This is a genomic window from Rhizobium sp. RAF56 (genome assembly GCF_052113965.1).
Classification (GTDB): Bacteria; Pseudomonadota; Alphaproteobacteria; order Rhizobiales; family Rhizobiaceae; genus Rhizobium.
The window spans coordinates 15869-32930 of record NZ_JBFRDU010000007.1 but is presented as its reverse complement, the minus strand read 5'-3'; the positions used below and the strand labels follow the sequence as shown (position 1 = coordinate 32930).

Below are 17062 nucleotides of genomic sequence, written 5' to 3'. Positions count from 1 at the left end.
GCGCGGGGCTGCCCAGCAAGTCCGTCAAAGCTGGCGGATGATGTCGCGAAGCTGCTCGCTGCGAGCGCCGAGCAAAAGCACGTTGCGGATCGCGACCTGCGGGTCGTGGGTGCGGAAGAGCACGCCGTTGCCGCGCACATTGCGGTTGATCGTCAGCTTCTTCTCCGTCGCATCGTGATCGGAGCGAACGGCGATGGCGAAATACATCCGCTTGTAGCAAGGGTCGATCTTGACGAAGGCGTCGCCTTCTTCGCCGATCTCAGCGAAGAAATTGGCGATGTAGAATGCCCAGCTGACATTTTCGTAGCGGGCGAACCGCGTGCGGGACGCCGTGACGTGGCAATAGCCGAGGTGCGGGGTCTCGGCGAGCGTGCGGTGAAAGACAAGCTTCGGAAACTGGATGGATTTGTGAAAGCTGTTGAGCTTGTCGTGGGTGCGCTCGCCGGCCGCCTGCAGGCGCTCGGCGGTCTGCTCGGCCACGTCCTCGTAGCTGAGATAACGGCGGCTATTCGTGACGATGCCGGTTTTCGCGCGGCTGATACGGCCGGTGCGCAGAAACTCGCTGTGATCGGTAGTGGTCGGCGATGTCTGCGGCACGTAGCGCGTGGTCGCGTCGTAGTATCTGAGTTTTGCCATGGACGCTCGCTCCGGGATCGGCCTCGGAGACTAAGGCGTCATGCTTAATGGGCGCTTAATTGCGCCAACGCAGTTAGGACGCCGGCCATAAGCGGCGATAGGCGCCTCGCTCGCATGTATGTCGTATAGGGGATAGCGACGGACATACGCGCCAGGGGGCCGACGAGGGTAATAGCTTCTACATATCTGCCTGGTGATAAAAATGCACGATATCAATTGGATAGAGAATAATTCGCCTTGATTTGGCCGCCGTCGTCAATGCGGATGCCGATGTCGCTTTGTGAACAAGGCGCGACACGGCACGATGATTATATTCCTTCATCCTGAGGTGCCGCTGGATAGGGACGGCGGATAATTGGGAAGTCGGTCGAAATCCGGCGCTGCCCCCGCAACGGTGGTGGAGAGGTCATGGCAATACAGCCACTGGGCGCAAGCTTGGGAAGGCGTCATGGGGTTCGAGGATCGAACCGCTCCAGAGCCCGGAAACCAGCCTTGAGACGATTTCGAACTGGCCGCGGCGGGCGGCTGGAGGCAAAAGGGTGTCGGTCCGTGACCGGCGGCTCCTATCCTCCGTCGTGCCGCCCACTATGCGAGGATAGCTGAAAAATGGACATCCGCACCAACGTTTTGCGGCAATTGAAGAACCGTCGCGAAGGGTTCAGCCTGGAGCAGGCTTTCTACACGTCGCCCGACTATTTCAAGCTCGACATGGAGATGATCTACTATCGCGACTGGCTGTTCATCGGCCATGACTGCGAAGTTCCGCGCGCCGGCAACTACTTCACCGTCCAGATCGGCGACTATCCCGTCGTTATCGTGCGTGGCCGCGACAACGTCATCCGCGCCTTCCACAACAGTTGCCGTCACCGCGGTTCACGTGTCTGCAACACCGAGCGCGGCTCTTCGGCAAAGCTCGTCTGCCCCTACCACCAGTGGACCTACGAACTCGACGGGTCTCTGCTTTTCGCGCGCCAGATGGCCGAGGATTTCGACAAGAGCCAGTTCGGCCTGAAGCCGGTGCATTGCGAGAGCGTCGGCGGTTACATTTTCATCTGTCTGGCCAAGACCGCGCCAGATTTCGCACCGGTTCGCGACGCCATCACGCCCTACATCGCGCCACATCGCCTGGGGGAGGCGAAGATCGCCTTCCAGAGCACGATCATCGAGAAGGGCAACTGGAAGCTCGTCTGGGAAAACAATCGCGAATGCTACCACTGCAGCGCCAATCACCCTGAACTCTGCCGCACCTTCCCGGAAGCTCCGACCGTCAGCGGCGTGCAGGGGGCAATGAGCGATCCGGTGATCGTCTCGCACTGGGACCGTTGCGAGGCAGCCGGCCTGCCGAGCACGTTCCAGCTTTCCGCCGACGGCCAGTACCGCACGGCGCGCATGCCGCTGATCGAGGGCGTCGAGAGCTACACGATGTCGGGCCGCAACGCCGTGAGGCGGCCGCTGTCGTCCGACGTGACCATCGACAACATCGGCACGATGCTGCTTTTCCACTACCCCTCCACCTGGAACCACATGCTCGGCGATCACGCGATCTCCTTCCGCGTGCTGCCGATCAGCGCCGAGGAGACGGCGGTCACGACCAAATGGCTGGTGCACAAGGATGCGGTCGAGGGCGTCGACTACGATCTCGAGGAACTGACCCACGTCTGGACCGAAACCAACGATCAGGACCGCCGCATCGTCGAGGAAAACGCCTTCGGTATCCGCTCGCCGGCCTACGAGCCCGGTCCCTATTCCGAACTGCACGAGGGCGGCGTCATGCAGTTCGTCGAATGGTACTCGAACTTCATGGTCAATCGCCTGCAGGGCGAGCAGGCAAAGCTTTCGGTGGTCGCATGAGCATCAATATGACGATTGCGCCCCGCCACCAGCATCTGGACCAGATGCAGCCCTGGAGCGACCGGCATCAGCTCCTCGAATGCCTGTCAGCCACGCCCGAGGCGCCCGACGTGATGACCTTCACGTTCCGCTCAGACAAGGACAACTGGTTTCGCTATCTGCCAGGCCAGTTCGTCACGCTGGAGCTGCCCGTGGGGCCGGAACCCGTGATGCGCACCTACACGCTGTCGTCCACGCCGTCGCGGCCGTTTTCAATCGCCGTGACGGTCAAGGCGCAGAAGGACAGCGTCGGCACGCGCTGGATGTTCGAAAAGCTGAAGCCGGGCGTGCGCATCCGCGCGCTCGGGCCGCTTGGCGACTTCACCCATATACGCCATCCCGGCGAGAAATATCTCTTCATCTCGGCGGGCTCCGGCATCACCCCGATGATGTCGATGACGCGCTACATGGCCGACGTCGCGCCGCTGTCCGACATCACCTTCATCAACTGTTCGCGTGGTCCCTCGGAGATCATCTTTCGCTCCGAACTCGAATATCTCGCGCGCTTCATGCCCAACCTCAACCTCGGCTTCATCGTCGAGCAATGCGGCGGCACGGAACTGTGGTCGGGATTGAAAGGCCGGATCGACAAAGCCAAGATCGGCCTTCTGGCGCATGATTTCCTCGACCGCACGGTGTTCTGCTGCGGCCCCGACGTCTTCATGGATTTCGTCCGCACGACACTGGAGGCCGCCGGGTTCGACATGGCCCGCTACCATCAGGAAAGCTTTCGCCCCGCCTCGCTGGATCTCGCCCCGGCGCCCGTCGAAGGCGAGGAAGGCGAAGTCCGCACCTCGATCCGCTTCACCATGGCCGGCAAGGACGTCAGCTGCGCCCCCGGCCAGACCATCCTGCAGGCGGCGCGCGGCGCCGGCGTGCGCATCGGCGCTGCCTGCGAATCGGGCCTGTGCGGCACATGCCGGGTGATGAAGCTCTCCGGCGAGGTCGAGATGGCCCACAACGGCGGCATTCTCGATGACGAAATCGACGAGGGCTACGTGCTCGCCTGCTGCTCGCGCCCGAAAACCGACGTGCAGATCGAGGCGTGAGGCGCCGATCAAGCCGCTCGCGCTGCCTTCTCCACGGCTTCCGGCGTCTCTTCGATGACCTTGAGCAAGAGGCGGGCGGCCGGGTCGGGCTTGCGGCGACCTTGCTCCCAGTTGTTCATCGTTGACGCGGGAATACCGAAGCGCCTTTCGAATTCCTTTGTCGATTTCGCATACCGCTTGCGGATCTCCTTGATTCTCGAAGCGGGCATGGGGTCGATGTGCACGGTCTCAAGCGCCAGTTCGCCCTTCTTCCAGGCGAGGGCTTCCTTCAGGCCATCGAGAATGCCATCCGCGATGTCATGATCAGCCATCTTAGGATTGCCTTCTTTTAGTCCGGCAACAACTCTTCCCGTTCGTGAAATAACGCAGCTGGGAGTTTCGCTCGGAACGAGTCTAAAAATTCTGATAGTTAAGTTCGTCGATCACGGCGGGCGCTCGAGGCGTAATCGAAGCGGTCAGGATTGGTGACAGGTTGATCGGCGAGGGCGATTGCGGCGAGGTGCAGATGCCGCCTTTCGCGATCAGGATCGGTTCCGGTTCGGGTTCCGGTTTCGCCGGAACGAGTGCTCCCTGCGGCCAGACCTTGGCGAGTTCTGCTTTCGTCATCATGGCGATGTCGACGTCGATGTCGTCAAGCGTGCCCGGCACGCGATAGGGGCAATCGCGTTCGGAACAATTGGTGCCGGAGGAGAACTGCCACAGGTGATAGCGTTCCCAATTGCCCATCGGGAACGTACCGACCATTTCGGGGCGGTAGCGGGCATACCAGAGCGGCAGGCGCGAGAGGACCTTGTAGTTGTCGCGGTGGTCGGCGATGTACTGTGCCACCGTATGGTTGGTGTAGAGGATCGGATAGCGGCCGGTGCGCGTCTTGATATGGCCGACGAAGATCTGGGCGTCGTCCAGCGACATGAATTGCTTGGTATCGAGACCGTCGATGTCGATCACCATCAATTCGTCGGGGGAAGGCTTGGCATAGTCGAGGAAGTGGTTTGCCTGGTCGACCGGATTGCCGGGCCTTGCCATGTGATAGGCGCCCCATAGGAGCCCCTTGGATTTGGCGACCAGGCGGCGCGTCTGGAAGAGTTCGCGGCTGACCGCGTATTTGCGCCACATGGTCTTGCAGTGGGCGTATGTGTCGCCGGCGTGGTCGCCGGTGCAGGAGAAGCTTTCGGGCAGCCCGTCGGAGGCTTTCGAGATGAAGCCCGCGATCCGCTTGTCGGTCAGCATCTCATCCCAATCGACGGCGTTGAGTTCGTAGGCGTCGACGATGAGGGCGTTTTCAGGATTGTTCCAGGGAGGACTTTCGCCGGCCGAAACCCGCTTCGCCAGGCCCGGCAGCGCCAGGGTCAGGAGGAGGAAGCATGTCAGAGCGCGAACCCGGCAATATCCCTTCATGGACCGATCATCGGTAGGTGTGGTTAATATCCCGTTAAGGTGAGACCCTCTAAAACGTCTAAGGCTTTGCTGCCGGCAGCGTTTCCCTCTCAGGAACTTTCCGCTGCTGGGGCGGTCATTTTTTGTAACACAAGATAAGTCAGGGAATGGAGGCATAAATGCGGAAGCTCAGCATGAAGATCGCGACGATCGGCATTTCGGTCACAGTCGCGTTCGCAGATGTCGCGACCTCCCAGGCGATGCAGATGCCGAGCGCGCCGACTGTCGCCGAGCGCCAAGTGACCTCTTCGAACGTTCAGCCCGATCTCCAGCAGGTCCAGTGGCGCGGCTATGGCGGCGGCGGCTACTATCGCGGCGGCTATGGCGGAGGTTACTATCGTGGCGGCGGATACTACGGTCGCGGCGGCTACTACGGCGGCGGCGGCGGCTACTACGGCGGCGGCGGATACTACCGCGGCTATCGCGGCTACCCCTACTATCGCAGCGGCTATCGCTACTATGACAACTATTGGTATCCGCTGGCCGCCTTCGGTGCCGGCGCCCTGATCGGCGGCGCAATTGCCAGCCAGCCACGCTACTACGCGGCACCCGCCCAAGCCGGAATCAACCCGCGACACTACGAGTGGTGCGCCAGCCGCTACCGGTCCTATCGCGGCTACGACAACACCTTCCAGCCGAACTACGGCCCGCGCCGTGAGTGCCTGTCGCCCTATTATTGATCAGCGTACGAGGGATGACCTAATCCTTTCGCCCGCCGTCCGGCGGGCGATTTACGTTTGGGCCTCAGAGGATGTCTACGCGCCTCAGCAGCCACCAGGCGGCGGCGACCGACAAGATGATTAGCGCGATCGCATAGCCGGTGCCGGTGCTGCCGCTTGCAAAGGGCAGGCCTGAGGTATTCATGCCGAAAAAGCCGGTGACAAGCGTCGGCGGCAGCAGGAAGGCGGTCATGATCGACAGCAGGTAAAGGTGACGGTTGATCTGCGAGGAAAGCTTGGAATCGATTTCCTCGTGCAGCAGCCTCGCACGCTCCTGCAGGGCGTAGATGTCGTGGTCGACCGATTCGAGGCGGCCGGTCAGCCGGCTTGCCACTTCCTCGAAGCCGAACGGCATCTCCTCTTCCTCGGATGCGGCAGCCCGGCGCATCAACGACAGCAGCGTGCGAAGATGCCGGTGCACGCGCACGATCGTGCGGCGCACGGGCGGCAAGCGCCGCCGCTCGTCGCGCGGCGCGTTGTCGTAGACGAAGTCCTCGATGAGGTTCATCTCCTCCGTCATCTCGATGACCAGCGAAATCAGCGTGCGCTGGAATTCGATTACCAGCAATTCGAAGATATCGAGCGGGGTTTCGATCTTCGAACAGTTTTTCTCGACCGCCCCGCGCGCGCGGTCGACGCTGCGCAGCGGCTGCAGCCAGGTGGTAATGATGATGCGGTCGCTGATGGCGAAATGCAGCCAGCCGAGGTCCATCGTGTCGCGATCGAATTCGCGCTGGCAGTCGACCAGCGTCCCGAATACCATGTTCTCGTCGACGGTGATGGTCGCATGCGTATCATGGGTGATGAGCGCGCCGCGCGCCTCGTCGGTGAGACCGGGAAAAGCCTCGAGAAAAGCCGCGACGCGGGCGTCCACGAGGTTGAGATGCAACCAGATGAAGCCGTCGTCACGGGCAAGTTCCGCCCGATCGGTGGGCGAAAGCGGCTCAGGCTTGTTCGCGCCCGGGCGAAAACGATACGCCCAGACGAAGCCCGGTATTGTGGCGGCGGCAGACACCTGGTTCATGGTCGTTCGTCCAGTAGGCAAGAGAGTTGCCATAGTCGTAAACTATGACAGTTGCGTTACAGGATGATGCGGGGATGCGACATATTTACCTGGTCTGGCCCTTCGTCGGTCGTCGAAATCACCGATGAAGAAATTGACGTTTACGTAAAAATCAAATAATTATCCCTCAAAAATCGTCTCGCGCTTTAGGGAGCTGGGCGAGAGCAATGCGGAGGAACTGCACGATGTACAAGGCGCCGGTTGACGAAATCGCGTTCACTCTCAAGCACGTCGCGGGGATGGGAGAGGCGATCGGGCAGGGGGTCTTGGGCGACCTTAGCGAGGATCTCGTCGACGCCATCCTGTCCGAGGCCGGCCGCTTCGCCACCGAGGAGGTGGCGCCGGTCGCTGAAGTCGGCGACCGGCAGGGCGCGCGTCTCGAAAATGGCAAGGTCATCCTTCCCGACGGCTGGGAAGAGCTTTACCGCAGCCTCACCGCCGGCGGCTGGAACGGATTGACGGCGCCCGAAGCCTATGGCGGCCAGAACCTGCCGCATATGCTGAACGTGGCGACGCTCGAAATGTGGAACTCGGGCGCCATGGCCTTCGGGCTCGCGCCGACGCTTACGATGGGAACGATCGAAGCGCTCGACAAACACGCGACCGACGAGATCAAGGACCTCTATCTCCACAAGCTTGTATCCGGCGAGTGGTCGGGCACGATGAACCTGACCGAACCGCATGCCGGCACTGACCTCGGCGCGTTGAAGACCCGCGCCGAACGCCGCGACGACGGCAGCTATCGCATCTTCGGCCAGAAGATCTTCATCACCTGGGGCGAACACGAAGCCTCGGAAAACATCGTCCATATGGTCCTCGCGCGCCTTTCCGACGCGCCGTCGGGTACGCGCGGCATTTCGCTCTTTCTGGTTCCGAAATACCTTGTGAATACCGACGGCAGCCTCGGCGCGCGCAACGACCTTTTCTGCCACTCGCTCGAACACAAGCTCGGCATCCACGGCTCGCCGACCTGCACGATGATCTACGGCGACGGCCGCTTCGGCGACGAAAAGGGCGCGGTCGCCTGGCTGATCGGTGAGGAGAACAAGGGGCTGGCCTGCATGTTCACAATGATGAACAATGCCCGCCTTGCCGTCGGTATCCAGGGCGTCGGCATCTGCGAGGCCGCAACCCAAAAGGCGATCCAGTACGCCAACGAGCGCACGCAGGGCCGTGCCCCCGGCGCGACCGGCTCCGGCATGAGCCCGATCATCGAGCATCCGGATATCGCCCGAATGCTTCTGACGATGAAGGCGCTGACCCAAGGGGCGCGCGCGATTGCCTATTCCTGTGCGCACGCCATCGACATGTCGCATCGCGCAAGCGGCGACCGCGAGCATTGGCAGGAGCGCGCCGCGCTGCTCACGCCGATTGCCAAATCCTTTCCGACCGACGCCGGCGTCGATGTCGCCTCGCTCGGTATCCAGGTGCACGGCGGCATGGGCTTCATCGAGGAGACGGGGGCCGCGCGCCTGCTGCGCGACGCCCGGATCGCGCCGATCTACGAAGGCACGAACGGCGTGCAGGCGATCGACCTCGTCACCCGCAAGCTGCCGCTTTCGAATGGCGCGCATGTTCGCGGCTTTATTGCTGAGCTGAAGGCGATTGCTGAGGCCACGCGGGCGTCGAACAGCGACGGTTTCGGCGAAACGGCCGATCGGCTGACGGAAGCGCTTGGCCATCTCGAAACCGCAACCGAATGGCTGCTGGCCGAGCAGGCGGCGGGTCATATGGCCGAGGCGCTCGCCGGCGCCACGCCCTACCAGCGGCTGTTCGGCTTGACGCTGACCGGCGCCTACCTCGCCAAGGGGGCGCTCGCGCCGGTGGCGGATGGCGCGACGGACAAACGTATCGCGCTTTGCCGCTTCGCGGCGGAAAACATGCTTGCCGAATCCGCCGCTCTGGCCGACCGCGTCGTCAAGGGCGCGGAGAGCCTCAAAGCCGCGCGTTCCGCACTTGCTTGAGGAGAATAGAGTGACTGACGACATCCTGATCGAACGGCCCGATGCCGCCCCGCACGTGCAGGTCATCCGCTTCAACCGGCCGGCAAAGAAGAATGCCATTACGCGAGTAATGTATGCGCGCATGACCGAGGCGTTGAAGACCGCCAATGACGATCCGTCGATCCGGGTCAGCGCCTTCCTCGGCACGGAGGGTTGCTTCTCGGCCGGCAACGACATGGCTGATTTTCTCGCTTTCGCGATGGGCGGCAGCCTCGGCGCGGAAGTGCTGGATTTCCTGCAGGCGCTTGCAACCGCGCGGAAGCCGCTGGTTTCCGGCGTTGACGGTCTTGCGATCGGCATCGGCACGACGATCCACATGCACTGCGACCTGACGATCGCCTCGGACCGCAGCGTGTTCAAGACGCCCTTTGTCGATCTGGCGCTCGTGCCGGAAGCAGCCTCTACCCTGATCGCACCCCGTATCATGGGCCATCAGCGCGCCTTCGCGCTATTGGCTGCCGGCGAAGCCTTCAGCGCCGAGGAGGCGAGGGAGGCCGGACTGATCTGGCGTGTTACCACGCCGGCCGAAGTGGAGGCCGAAACGCTGGCGCTTGCTGCAAAGCTCGCCGCCAAGCCGCCGGAGGCGTTGAAGATCGCGCGCGATCTCATGCGCGGCTCGCAAGAGGAGATTCTCGGCCGCATCGCCAGGGAAGCCGGCCATTTCGCAACGCAGCTGAAAAGCGTAGAGGCCCGCACGGCGTTCGAGGCCTTCATGCGGCGCTGAAACCATGCTCCCCGCGCTACCCGCACGGGGCGCCCCCGCCCTTCGCCCGCTTCGGTAAGGGAGAGCGGCGAAACCATCGATTTCGACGCTTCTCATCGCAGTATTTTTTAAAGCTGTTTTAACCGCGCTCCGCCATAAGGGAGCTGACGGTGGTCTGCCGCGTAGCGTATGCGCATGATGCGCTCTTCCCAATTTTGATCCCACGGCGTTGCAACGCCAAGCGACACGTCCGGCGTTTTTCCGGACGGCACGATCGCGTGCGGCGCGTGGGTCGCGAAAGGAATTTCCGTGCCGAAGAAAACGAACCTGATGACGCGCATATTGCTTGCCGCATCGATCGTCGTACTGGTGGCCTTCGCCGCCTTTTCCGCCTACATCTACAATGTCCAGCGCACGGTGACGACCGCTGCCATCGAGGACAGCATCGCATCATCAGGCAAACAGGCCGCCAACAGCCTCGCAAACTGGATGAACGGCCGCGTCACGCTGACCGCTGCCGTCGCCAACGGGATCTCGCACACGACCGATCAGGCGAGCGTTGTCGGCGTGCTGACCAACGACGTGCTTGCCAAGGAATTCGTCAGCACCTATTTCGGCGACGAGCAGGGCAAGATGACGTCGTTCCCCGATATCCCGCTGCCCTCCGACTATGACCCGCGCAAACGGCCGTGGTATCAGGACGCGGTGAAGGCCGGCGCACCTATCCTGACGGATCCCTACGTCGACGCCTCCTCGGGCGACCTGATCGTCAGTGCCGCGGTTCCGGTTCAGCACAGTGGCAAGCTCAGCGGCGTTGTAGCCAGCGACTTCTCGCTGCAGACCATGGTCGCCATGATCAAGTCGATCGATCTCGGCGGCCGCGGCACCGCATTCCTCGTCAACAAGAGCGGCACGATCGTCATCCATCCCGACGCCAAGCTGGTGACCAAGACGCTCGCCGATGCCTTCCCTCAGGCGACGCCGACGATCGGCGGTGGCCTGACCGCGACGGAGTTCGGCGGTCAGCCGGTTCTCGTGAGCTTCGTTCCGGTCTCGGGGCTGCCCTCGGTCGACTGGTATCTCGGCTTCGTCGTCGACAGCAACAAGGCGTTTGCCTCGCTCGGCGAATTCCGCGTGGCGGCAATCGTTGCGACGCTTCTCGCTGTTGCCCTGATGATCGGCGCAATGGCATGGCTGCTGCATAGTCTCGTCATCCGCCCCGTCACCGACATGACGGCCGCGATGCAGACCATTGCTTCAGGCAATCTCAATACCAAGATCCCCGGGCAGGAGCGCACCGACCAGATCGGCTCCATGGCCGCTGCGGTCGCCGTCTTCCGCAGCAACGCGATCGAGCGTGAGCGTCTCGAGGGCGAGGCTGAAAGTGGCCGCGCGATGAGCGAAAAGGATCGCCGCGAGCGCGAGGCGCAGAAGGCCCGCGAGGCGGGCGAAACCCAGCAGGCAGTCGAAGATCTGGCTGGCGCGCTTGGCTCTCTGGCTGAAGGCGACCTCAGCCATCGCCTCGACCGTCCCTTCGCCGCGCATCTCGATCGCCTGCGCGTAGACTACAACGCCGCCGTGGCGCGCCTGCATGCCGCGCTCGCCGCAGTCGGTACCAACGCCCATACGATCGATGCCGGTGCCAGCGAAATCCGCAATGCCGCGGACGGCCTTGCCCGCCGCACCGAGCAGCAGGCAGCTTCGGTCGAGGAAACCGCGGCCGCCCTCGAGGAGATCACCACGACGGTCAAGGATACCGCGCGCCGCGCCGAAGAGGTCGGTGGGCTCGTGTCGCGCGCCCGCTCCGGCGCTGAAGAGTCCGGCAACATCGTCGGCAAGGCGGTGAGCGCAATGACCGAAATCCAGCAGTCGTCGGAAAAGATCTCGGACATCATCGGCGTCATCGACGACATCGCCTTCCAGACCAACTTGCTGGCGCTGAATGCCGGCGTCGAGGCGGCGCGTGCGGGCGAGGCAGGCAAGGGCTTTGCGGTCGTCGCACAGGAAGTCCGCGAGCTTGCGCAGCGTTCCGCCAAGGCCGCCAAGGAGATCGAGGCGCTGATCACCGCGTCGAACACCCAGGTACGCAGCGGCGTCGCCCTCGTCGGCGATACCGGCAAGGCGTTGCAGGCCATCGCCACCCAGGTGCAGGAGATCGCAAGCCACGTCGGCGCCATCGTGACGGCCACGCGCGAGCAGTCCACAGGCCTCAACGAGATCAACACCGCGGTCAACGCCATGGATCAGGGCACGCAGCAGAATGCCGCGATGGTCGAGGAACAGACGGCAGCCAGCCACGGTCTCGCCGTCGAGGCTGAAAAGCTCATGCAGCTTCTCGCCCAGTTCAAGCTGGCCGACGACCGCACCACCCGCGAACGCCGCGCCGCCTGAGCAAAAAGCGATAGCAACAGAATGCCCGCGCTCGCCGCGGGCATTCTTTGTCAGATAAACCGCTGCGTTATTTCTGCAGCGCCACCACCACTTCAACATGGGAGGTCCAGAGGAATTGGTCGATCGGCGTGACCTTGCCGATGCTGTAGCCGGCTTCCACCAGAATGGCGAGATCGCGGGCAAGCGTCAGCGGGTTGCAGGACACCGCCACGATCTTCTTCACGCTCGATCGCGCCAGTTCCTTGCACTGGAATTCGGCGCCCGCGCGCGGCGGATCGAACACCACGGCATCGAAGGCTTTCAACTCTTGCGCCATCAACGGTCTGCGGAAAAGATCGCGCCGCTCGACCGTGACCGGCTTCAGGCCCTGCGTCATACGCGCGGCGTGATCAAGCGCCTGCAGCGCCTTCTCCTCTGCCTCGACCGCGTGCACTCGACCGGTGCGCGCCAGTCTGAGCGAAAAGGTGCCGGCACCCGCGAACAGGTCGGCGATGCGCTTGGCATTGCCGACATGCTCCGTCACGAGCGCTGCCATCGCATCTTCTGCCTGCTTCGTCGCCTGGGTGAACGCGCCTGGCGGAGGAGATACCTGAATTCCGCCGAAATCGATGATCGGCTTTTGGTGCTCGACCAGGATCTCGCCGTTCAGCGCGACACGTGCGATGCCTTTCGTGCCGAGCACGGTTTCCACCGTGCGTCGGCGCTGGGCGTCGGTCAGGCTCTTGATACCGTCGGCGGCAAGGTCGAGCCCCGCAGCCGTTTCGATGACGGTCAGGCGAAAGGGCTCGGCACTGGTCGCCAGCGCCTGCGCCACCGCCTTGATCGCCGGCAGGCGCGCAAGAATTGCCGCCGAGGCGATGGGACATTCCTCGATGTCGACGATGTGGTGGCTTTCGGCCTGGTTGAAGCCGATCAGCATATCCTTCTCGGTCCTGCGCGCTGCAAACACCACCCTCCGTCGCTCGCCGGGAGCGGCCGGAATGATGTCATCTACCTCAGGCGTCAGGCCCTTTGATCGCAGCGCGTCGATGACGAGCTGGCGCTTGAAGGCGCGATAGGGCGCATCCGCATAATGCTGCAGCGTGCAGCCGCCGCAGGTGCCGTTGAGGCCATCAGGGCCGAAATGGCGACAGGCGGGCGCCTGCCGGTCCCGCGACGGAGCCGTGATCGACATCAGCGTGCCATGGTTTTTCACCCGCGCCACGGCGACCGTTTCGCCAGGCAGCGCGAATGGAACGTAGACAGGTCCGCCGGCACTGTCGGCGACGCCGTCGCCCTGCGCGCCGAGCCTGCTGATGGTGATGGTTTCCGTGCTCATGGCTTGGTTCCTGCGAGAAGATATTCCTGATTGCCGTCGCCGCCGGCGATCGGCGAAGGGATGAGGCCAAGGCTGTGCCAGCCCATGTCCTCGACCAGCCAGCGCTCCAGCTCAGCCGCGACCGAAGGGGCGCTTGCCGGATCCTTGAGCAGTCCGGATTTGGCAATCGCCTCGCGGCCCGCCTCGAACTGCGGCTTGACCAGAAGCACGCAGCGAGCGGCTCGCTCGGCAAGTCTCAGCGCTGGCGCCAATGCGAGCTTCAGCGAAATGAAAGAGACGTCCGAAACGAGAAAAGTGAAGGGCTGGCCGATGTCGGCCTCCGTCAGGTTGCGCGCGTTCAACCCTTCGATGTTGGTGATGCGCGGATCGGCGGCGATGCGCGGATGCATCTGGTCGTGGCCCACGTCGATCGAGGTCACATGGCTCGCACCTCGCTGCAGCAGAACCTCCGTGAAGCCGCCGGTCGAGGCGCCGACGTCGAGACAGTGTTGTCCCGCCGGATCGAGCTCGAAATGGTCGAGAGCCGCCACGAGTTTCAGCGCCGCGCGCGAGACGTAGTCCTGCGCCGGGTCGTCAATCGTGATCGCGGCGTCTTCAGGAAATGCGGCGCTCGGCTTGGTGACGATACGGCCGTTGACCGTCACGGTCCCGCGCTGGACGGCGTCGCGTGCGCGAGAGCGGCTGGCGACGAGACCGCGGTTGAGAAGCAACTGGTCAAGCCTGTGGCTGGGTTTGGGAGTGGACATGAGCCCGTCATGGCCGTTTGCGGCGGTCGTGGCAAGGCTCTTTGCGAAGCAGGCGTCAAATATCGCCCCGCAGGGCAAGGCGAGGGGTGGCGCTCGGCCGAATGTCAGCCGGCCGCGCCGAGCCCGATCTGTTTCTGGCCGAGGGCGCGGAAGACAGTCGATACGATGCCGGCGCGGTCGAGACCTGCCCTCGCATTCATCGCTTCGGGCTTGGCCTGCTCCATCCAGATATCAGGCATGACCAACGAGCGGATCTTCAATCCGTTGTCGAGCAGGCCTTCGGTGGCGAGGAACTGCAGCACGTGGCTGCCGAAGCCGCCGACAGCACCTTCCTCGATGGTAATCAGTACCTCGTGATGGCGGGCAAGCTGCCGGATCAACGCATGATCGAGGGGCTTGGCAAACCGCGCGTCGGCGACGGTGGTCGAAAGGCCGGCGGCATCGAGTTCCTCTGCCGCAGCCAGGCTGTCGGCAAGGCGCGAGCCGAACGAGAGCAGCGCCACCTTGGAGCCCTGCTTGACGATGCGGCCCTTGCCGATCTCTAGGATTTCGCCGCGCTCCGGCAAATCCACGCCAACCCCTTCACCGCGCGGGTAGCGGAAGGAGATGGGGCCGGCATCATAGGCGGCGGCCGTGCGCACCATGTGTTTGAGTTCCGCCTCGTCGGCGGCGGCCATGACCACGAAGCCCGGAAGCGTGGCGAGGAACGTCGTGTCGAAGGAGCCTGCATGCGTCGGCCCGTCGGCACCGACAAAGCCGGCGCGGTCGATCGGAAAGCGCACCGGCAATCCCTGGATCGCGACGTCGTGCACCACCTGGTCGTAGGCCCGCTGCAGGAAGGTCGAGTAGATGGCGGCGAATGGCTTGTAGCCTTCCGCGGCAAGCCCGGCGGCGAAGGTCACGGCATGCTGCTCGGCAATACCCACGTCGAAGCAGCGTGACGGAAATACCTGTTGCAGCTTATCGAGGCCGGTGCCGTTCGGCATGGCTGCGGTGATGCCGACGATCTTGTCGTCGAGGCTCGCCTCCTGCACGAGGGCGTCGGCAAAGACGCTGGTATAGCTCGGCGCATTCGGCTTCACCTTCGCCTGCGCGCCGGTAATGACGTCGAACTTGTTGACGCCGTGATACTTGTCGGCGGCCGCCTCGGCAGGTGGGTAGCCTTTACCCTTCTGCGTCACCACGTGGATCAGCACCGGGCCGCGGGCATTGTCGCGAACATTGCGCAGCACCGGCAGTAGGTGCTCGAAGGAATGACCGTCGATCGGGCCGATATGATAGAAGCCCATTTCCTCGAACATCGTCCCGCCGGTCACGTAGCCGCGCGCGTGCTCCACGGCACGGGTGATGGCGCGATCGACATTCTTGCCGAGATAGGCGGTCAGCTTCTTGCCGAAGTCGCGGAAGCCCATGTAGGTGCGGCCGGAGGCGAGGCGGGCGAGATAGGCGCTCATGGCGCCCGTCGGCGGCGCGATCGACATGTCGTTGTCGTTGAGGATGACGATCAGGCGGGCGTCGAGCGCGCCGGCATTGTTCAGCGCTTCGTAGGCCATGCCGGCCGACAACGCGCCGTCGCCGATGACGGCGATCACCTTGCGGTCGTTCTTTGCGAGATCGGCGGCAACGGCCATGCCGAGACCCGCGGAAATAGAGGTGGAGGAGTGGGCCGCCCCAAAGGGGTCGTACTCGCTCTCGGCGCGGCGCGTGAAGCCGGAAAGCCCGTCCTCCTGGCGCAGCGTGCGGATGCGGTCGCGGCGGCCGGTCAGGATCTTGTGCGGGTAACACTGGTGGCCGACATCGAAGATCAGCCGGTCATCCGGCGTGTCGAATACCTTGTGAATGGCAATCGTAAGCTCGACGACACCAAGGCCCGCGCCGAGATGCCCACCGGTGCGCGACACCGCATCGATCATCTCGTCGCGCAATTCGCGGGCGAGCCGCGGCAGCTCGCGATCCTCCAGCTTTCGCAGGTCGGACGGAACGTGGACCTGGTCCAGCAGGGGCGTCTCGGGCAATGGTGTCACGGGCTGGAGCCTCTTTCTTGCTGTTCTTGGGCGGGCCGCCCGCCTTTACCGCAAAATAGATTGCGACGAAAGAAGACGAATTCAAGTTCGCGGGCGCGCTATCCTAAAACAACTTCAATCCGCGGGCAAAGGAATGAACTCCTCCTCGTCGCCGGGGACGATGTCGAAACGGCCGGTGCGCCACTCCTCCTTGGCCTGCTCGATGCGTTCCTTGGAGGAGGAAACGAAGTTCCACCATATGTACCGCTTGGAGCCGAGCGCCGCGCCTCCGAAGAGCATCACGTGGCAGCCTTCGGGCCCGCCCTCAAGCGTGATCGCATCGCCCGGACGGAAAACCAGGAGCTGGTCGGCGGCAAAATGATCGCCCGCGACAATCAGCGAGCCGGAAAGAATGTAGAGCGCGCGCTCTTCATGCCCGGCGCCGAAGGGAAACGTTCTCATCGGTTCGAGGCTCAGATCGACATAGAGCGTGTCGGAAAAGACTTTGACGGGCGAGGTCAGGCCTTCGAAGCTGCCGATGACGACGCGACCCTTCGCGCCGTCGATATCGATCAGAGGCATCTCGCTTTTCTCGGTATGGGCAAAGGCCGGATCGATTTCTTCCTTCGCGTCGGGCAGCGCCAGCCACGTCTGAAGGCCGGACATGGCGAGTGGATGCCCGCGCAGATTTTCCGGTGTACGTTCCGAATGAACGATGCCGCGCCCCGCCGTCATCAGGTTGACGTCGCCGGGGCGGATGACTTTTTCCGTGCCGAGGCTGTCGAGGTGGCGGATCTCACCGTCGAAAAGATAGGTGACGGTGGAAAGGCCGATATGCGGATGCGGCCTGACGTCCACCGCCTGATCGGCGCGCAGCACCGCCGGCCCCATGCGATCGAAGAAGATGAAGGGACCGACAAGCCGCCGCCTGCTCGAAGGCAGCGCGCGCCGCACGAAAAACCCACCGAGATCGGCGGTGCGCGGAACGATCAGGTGCTCGATGGCGTCGCAGGCGAAAGCGTCGCCAGGCATGGGGTCTTTTCCGGGAAAGAAGGACATGGACGGTTCTCCTCAGTCGGCACAAATTCAGGAACAACTCAGAGC

The 17062-nt window shown here is 63.3% G+C and carries 14 protein-coding genes and 1 riboswitch; of the genes, 6 read left to right on the top strand and 8 right to left on the bottom strand.

The features are described from left to right. Nucleotides 1-24: 24 nt before the first annotated feature. Entirely contained in the window at nt 25-636 is a 612-nt protein-coding gene (locus AB4048_RS07605) for a DUF6656 family protein (protein WP_442201324.1), read from the bottom strand. Nucleotides 637-945: 309 nt separating this feature from the next. After that, nucleotides 946-1145: riboswitch (cobalamin riboswitch) on the top strand. Between the two features lie 97 nt (nt 1146-1242). On the opposite strand from AB4048_RS07605, the gene AB4048_RS07600 reads away from it, so the two are divergent. Further along, a complete protein-coding gene (locus AB4048_RS07600; protein WP_442201323.1) occupies nt 1243-2487 on the top strand; it encodes an aromatic ring-hydroxylating oxygenase subunit alpha in 1245 nt (414 codons plus the stop codon). 8 nt (nt 2488-2495) lie between these two features. Further along, nucleotides 2496-3575 (top strand): 2Fe-2S iron-sulfur cluster-binding protein, encoded by a 1080-nt coding sequence (locus AB4048_RS07595; protein ID WP_442201481.1) that lies wholly within the window; start codon nt 2496-2498, stop codon nt 3573-3575. Between the two features lie 8 nt (nt 3576-3583). Here AB4048_RS07595 and AB4048_RS07590 read toward each other — a convergent pair whose 3' ends face one another. Beyond that, nucleotides 3584-3886: a helix-turn-helix domain-containing protein gene (locus tag AB4048_RS07590; RefSeq protein WP_442201322.1), complete on the bottom strand. Its 303-nt coding sequence runs from the start codon at nt 3884-3886 to the stop codon at nt 3584-3586. Between the two features lie 82 nt (nt 3887-3968). Then, a complete protein-coding gene (locus AB4048_RS07585) occupies nt 3969-4973 on the bottom strand; it encodes a glycoside hydrolase family 25 protein (RefSeq protein WP_442201321.1) in 1005 nt (334 codons plus the stop codon). Between the two features lie 158 nt (nt 4974-5131). Between AB4048_RS07585 and AB4048_RS07580 the strand changes: the two genes are divergently transcribed. Then, nucleotides 5132-5692, top strand: coding sequence for a BA14K family protein (locus AB4048_RS07580; RefSeq protein WP_442201320.1), 561 nt, complete (start codon nt 5132-5134; stop codon nt 5690-5692). A 64-nt stretch (nt 5693-5756) separates the two neighbouring features. Here the strand turns inward: AB4048_RS07580 and AB4048_RS07575 are convergent, their stop codons facing one another. Beyond that, nucleotides 5757-6755, bottom strand: a complete 999-nt coding sequence (locus AB4048_RS07575; protein ID WP_442201319.1) for a transporter — start codon at nt 6753-6755, stop codon at nt 5757-5759. A 224-nt stretch (nt 6756-6979) separates the two neighbouring features. On the opposite strand from AB4048_RS07575, the gene AB4048_RS07570 reads away from it, so the two are divergent. The 3 genes from AB4048_RS07570 (at nt 6980) to mcpU (ending at nt 11891) form a co-directional block, all read left to right on the top strand. Further along, nucleotides 6980-8758 carry an acyl-CoA dehydrogenase gene (locus AB4048_RS07570; RefSeq protein ID WP_442201318.1) on the top strand — a complete coding sequence of 593 codons (1779 nt, stop codon included), beginning with the start codon at nt 6980-6982 and terminating at the stop codon, nt 8756-8758. Nucleotides 8759-8768: 10 nt separating this feature from the next. Then, nucleotides 8769-9521, top strand: coding sequence for a crotonase/enoyl-CoA hydratase family protein (locus tag AB4048_RS07565; RefSeq protein WP_442201317.1), 753 nt, complete (start codon nt 8769-8771; stop codon nt 9519-9521). Nucleotides 9522-9809: 288 nt separating this feature from the next. Beyond that, complete coding sequence (gene mcpU / locus AB4048_RS07560) at nt 9810-11891, top strand: methyl-accepting chemotaxis protein McpU (RefSeq protein ID WP_442201316.1); 2082 nt, start codon at nt 9810-9812, stop codon at nt 11889-11891. A 67-nt stretch (nt 11892-11958) separates the two neighbouring features. Here mcpU and AB4048_RS07555 read toward each other — a convergent pair whose 3' ends face one another. From AB4048_RS07555 to AB4048_RS07540, 4 genes are all read right to left on the bottom strand, one after another. Beyond that, on the bottom strand, nt 11959-13209 hold the full coding sequence (locus AB4048_RS07555; protein ID WP_442201315.1) for a class I SAM-dependent RNA methyltransferase: 1251 nt from the start codon (nt 13207-13209) through the stop codon (nt 11959-11961). Then, nucleotides 13206-13955: a TlyA family RNA methyltransferase gene (locus AB4048_RS07550; RefSeq protein WP_442201314.1), complete on the bottom strand. Its 750-nt coding sequence runs from the start codon at nt 13953-13955 to the stop codon at nt 13206-13208. Before AB4048_RS07550 ends, AB4048_RS07555 begins: the two co-directional genes overlap by 4 nt. A 104-nt stretch (nt 13956-14059) precedes the next feature. Next, nucleotides 14060-15979, bottom strand: coding sequence for a 1-deoxy-D-xylulose-5-phosphate synthase (gene dxs / locus AB4048_RS07545; protein ID WP_442201313.1), 1920 nt, complete (start codon nt 15977-15979; stop codon nt 14060-14062). A gap of 114 nt (nt 15980-16093) precedes the next feature. Further along, nucleotides 16094-17017 carry a pirin family protein gene (locus tag AB4048_RS07540; protein ID WP_442201312.1) on the bottom strand — a complete coding sequence of 308 codons (924 nt, stop codon included), beginning with the start codon at nt 17015-17017 and terminating at the stop codon, nt 16094-16096. Nucleotides 17018-17062 lie beyond the last annotated feature (45 nt).

What these genes read in the sequence shown, in the direction of transcription:
- AB4048_RS07605 (WP_442201324.1), bottom strand. Translation starts at nt 636, where the DNA reads ATGGCAAAACTCAGATACTACGACGCGACCACGCGCTACGTGCCGCAG.
- AB4048_RS07600 (WP_442201323.1), top strand. Translation starts at nt 1,243, where the DNA reads ATGGACATCCGCACCAACGTTTTGCGGCAATTGAAGAACCGTCGCGAA.
- AB4048_RS07595 (WP_442201481.1), top strand. Translation starts at nt 2,496, where the DNA reads ATGACGATTGCGCCCCGCCACCAGCATCTGGACCAGATGCAGCCCTGG.
- AB4048_RS07590 (WP_442201322.1), bottom strand. Translation starts at nt 3,886, where the DNA reads ATGGCTGATCATGACATCGCGGATGGCATTCTCGATGGCCTGAAGGAA.
- AB4048_RS07585 (WP_442201321.1), bottom strand. Translation starts at nt 4,973, where the DNA reads ATGAAGGGATATTGCCGGGTTCGCGCTCTGACATGCTTCCTCCTCCTG.
- AB4048_RS07580 (WP_442201320.1), top strand. Translation starts at nt 5,132, where the DNA reads ATGCGGAAGCTCAGCATGAAGATCGCGACGATCGGCATTTCGGTCACA.
- AB4048_RS07575 (WP_442201319.1), bottom strand. Translation starts at nt 6,755, where the DNA reads ATGAACCAGGTGTCTGCCGCCGCCACAATACCGGGCTTCGTCTGGGCG.
- AB4048_RS07570 (WP_442201318.1), top strand. Translation starts at nt 6,980, where the DNA reads ATGTACAAGGCGCCGGTTGACGAAATCGCGTTCACTCTCAAGCACGTC.
- AB4048_RS07555 (WP_442201315.1), bottom strand. Translation starts at nt 13,209, where the DNA reads ATGAGCACGGAAACCATCACCATCAGCAGGCTCGGCGCGCAGGGCGAC.
- AB4048_RS07550 (WP_442201314.1), bottom strand. Translation starts at nt 13,955, where the DNA reads ATGTCCACTCCCAAACCCAGCCACAGGCTTGACCAGTTGCTTCTCAAC.
- AB4048_RS07540 (WP_442201312.1), bottom strand. Translation starts at nt 17,017, where the DNA reads ATGTCCTTCTTTCCCGGAAAAGACCCCATGCCTGGCGACGCTTTCGCC.